The following is a 2634-nucleotide window of genomic DNA, read 5'->3' on the forward strand; positions in this document are numbered from 1 at the left end:
TATTCCGCCCTATCGTGACCGCCCATTCCGTTTGAACGTGACCGTCTGTTCTGGATGATGGTGACCGCGCATTCCGTTTTATCGTGACCGATTTTGGGCAGTTTTCCGGAATCGCCGGTCACGTTGCCGGAATCATCGGTCACGTTCCCCCGGAATCACATCCAACACGCTGGAATTCTTTAACTTTATTCGGCATACCCTTCTTTTTCATCACGAGGAAGTGCGGATGCCGGCTGCGAGGATTTCCATGCGACAGATCATCGAGGTCTTGCGCCTCAAGCACGAAGTAGGCCTGAGCCACGACCGCATTGCCCGCGCCTGTGGTCTCTCCAAAGGCGTGGTCGGCAAGTACGTCAGCCAGGCCCAGGCGAAGGGCATCACTTGGCCGTTGCCCGAGGATGCTGATGAGGCCTGGCTGGAAGCACGGCTGTTCCCCGTCAAGGCACCGCCCTCACGCTTTGCTGAGCCGGATTACTTCCAGGTTCATCAGGAACTCAAGACCAAGGGCGTTACCCTGCAACTGCTCTGGGCCGAGTACACGGAACGCCACGGCGACAAGGCCTACCGCTACAGCCAATTCTGCCACCACTACCGGCTCTGGCGGGGGCGGCAACGGCGCAGCATGCGCCAGGTTCACCGGGCCGGCGAGAAGGTCTTTATCGATTACTGCGGACCGACCGTGCCGGTGGTGGACCGGAGCACCGGAGAGATGCGTCAGGCCCAGGTCTTTGTCGCCGTGCTTGGCGCCTCCAGCTACACCTTCGCCGAGGCCACCGGGAGCCAGAGCCTGCCGGACTGGATCGCCTCCCACCAACGGATGCTGACGTTCTTCGGCGGGGTGCCGGCACTGCTGGTTCCGGACAACCTCAAGGCAGCGGTCACCAAGGCGGACCGTTACACCCCGAAGATCAACGAGACTTACGCTGAACTGGCTGCTCACTATCAGACGGCGGTGCTGCCCGCGCGTCCCTACAAGCCCAAGGACAAGGCAAAGGCTGAAGCCGCCGTGCTGTTGGTCGAGCGCTGGATCCTGGCCCGGTTACGGCACCAGACGTTCTTCTCTCTGGCCGAGTTGAACGCCGCCATCGCCGCGTTGTTACCAGCGCTGAACCAGCGCCCGTTCCAAGGACGGACAGAGAGTCGTCAAAGCCTGTTCGATGCCCTCGACCGACCGGCACTACGACCACTCCCCGCCACGCCCTACACCTACGCCGAGTGGCGTAAGGCACGGCCGGGTATCGACTATCACATCGAGATCGAGAAGCGGCTATACAGCGTGCCCCACGCCCTGGTGGGGGTGAAGCTGGACGTTCGGGTGACCGACACCTCCGTGGAGGTCATGCACAAAGGGCAGCGAGTGGCGCTACATCCTCGTCATGGTAAGGGCCGCTTCGCCACCCTGACTGAACACATGCCTAAATCGCACCAGGCCCATCAGAACTGGTCACCGGGACGGTTCCTGAACTGGGCCAATGACATCGGCCCCGGCACGCTGGGCGTGGTGCAGAAGCAGCTCAAGGATCGGCCTCATCCGGAACATGGTTACCGCGCCTGCCTGGGACTTCTGAACCTTAGTCGGCGCTACAGTCGTGATCGCCTGGAGCAGGCCTGTGCCCGGGCGCTGGCCATCCACTCCGCCAGTTACCAGAGCATCACCTCGATCCTGAAGCAGGGGCTGGATCAGTTACCGCTGCCGTTGGTCGAGGAGCCACCGGAACTGACCGAGCTGCCGGTTCACACCAACGTTCGCGGCCCCCACTACTACCACTGATCCCGGAGAAACGTATGCTAACGCACAACACCCTCGATACCTTGCGCCACCTCAAGCTGACGGGCATGGGCGATGCCCTGGAACAACAACGCGCCCAACCGGAAACCCACGACCTGGCGTTCGAGGAACGCCTTGCCCTGTTAGTGGATCGGGAGGTGCTGCACCGGGAAAACCGTCGGCTGGACCGGCTGCTCAAGGCCGCCCGCCTGCGCGTGCCGGCGTGCATCGAAGACATCGATTACCGTCATCCCCGGGGACTGGAACGCTCGCGTATGGCGGCCCTGGCGAGCAGCGACTGGATCCGCCAGTCCCTGAACCTGTGCATCACCGGGCCTACCGGTTGCGGCAAGACCTGGCTGGCCTGTGCCCTGGGCAATCAGGCCTGCCGGCAAGGCCTCTCGGTGCGCTACCTGCGAGTGCCGCGCCTGTTCGAGCAGGTGCGCATCGCGCACGGTGATGGTAGCTACGGTCGGCTGATGAACCAGTTGCTGAAGACCAACCTGCTGATCCTGGATGACTGGGGCATGCAGAAGATCACGGCGCAGCAGCGGCAGGACCTGATGGAAGTAATCGAAGACCGACACGGGCGGGGCTCCACCCTCATCGCCAGCCAGTTACCCACGGAGCACTGGCATGACTACATCGGCTCCGCCACGCTGGCAGACGCCATCATGGATCGGCTCCTGCACGGCGCTCACCGACTCAATCTGAAAGGGGAATCACTGAGAAAAACCAACGCACAAAAAACGGAATCGGTTGACCCATCGTGACCGCTCAGCGTACAAAACTCTCTCCAGCGTGAAGGCCGTGTGCAAATCGGTCACGATCACCGGAATGACCGGTCACGTTCGCCGGAATACGCA

Annotated in this window: 2 protein-coding genes; both read left to right on the plus strand. The window is 62.1% G+C overall.

The genetic code is table 11. The annotated features are described in order from the left end of the window. Positions 1 to 226 precede the first annotated feature (226 nt). Positions 227 to 1771 (plus strand): IS21 family transposase, encoded by a 1545-nt coding sequence (istA, locus tag J5X91_RS17875; RefSeq protein WP_026001746.1) that lies wholly within the window; start codon positions 227 to 229, stop codon positions 1769 to 1771. A 14-nt stretch (positions 1772 to 1785) separates the two neighbouring features. Beyond that, positions 1786 to 2541 carry an IS21-like element helper ATPase IstB gene (gene istB, locus J5X91_RS17880; protein WP_022522218.1) on the plus strand — a complete coding sequence of 252 codons (756 nt, stop codon included), beginning with the start codon at positions 1786 to 1788 and terminating at the stop codon, positions 2539 to 2541. Positions 2542 to 2634 lie beyond the last annotated feature (93 nt).

Source organism: Pseudoalteromonas sp. K222D (assembly GCF_017653575.1).
Classification (GTDB): Bacteria; Pseudomonadota; Gammaproteobacteria; order Enterobacterales; family Alteromonadaceae; genus Pseudoalteromonas; species Pseudoalteromonas nigrifaciens.

Bases quoted from the DNA above. Each gene is read 5' to 3' on its own strand.
- istA (WP_026001746.1), top strand. From the start codon at position 227: ATGCCGGCTGCGAGGATTTCCATGCGACAGATCATCGAGGTCTTGCGC.
- istB (WP_022522218.1), top strand. From the start codon at position 1,786: ATGCTAACGCACAACACCCTCGATACCTTGCGCCACCTCAAGCTGACG.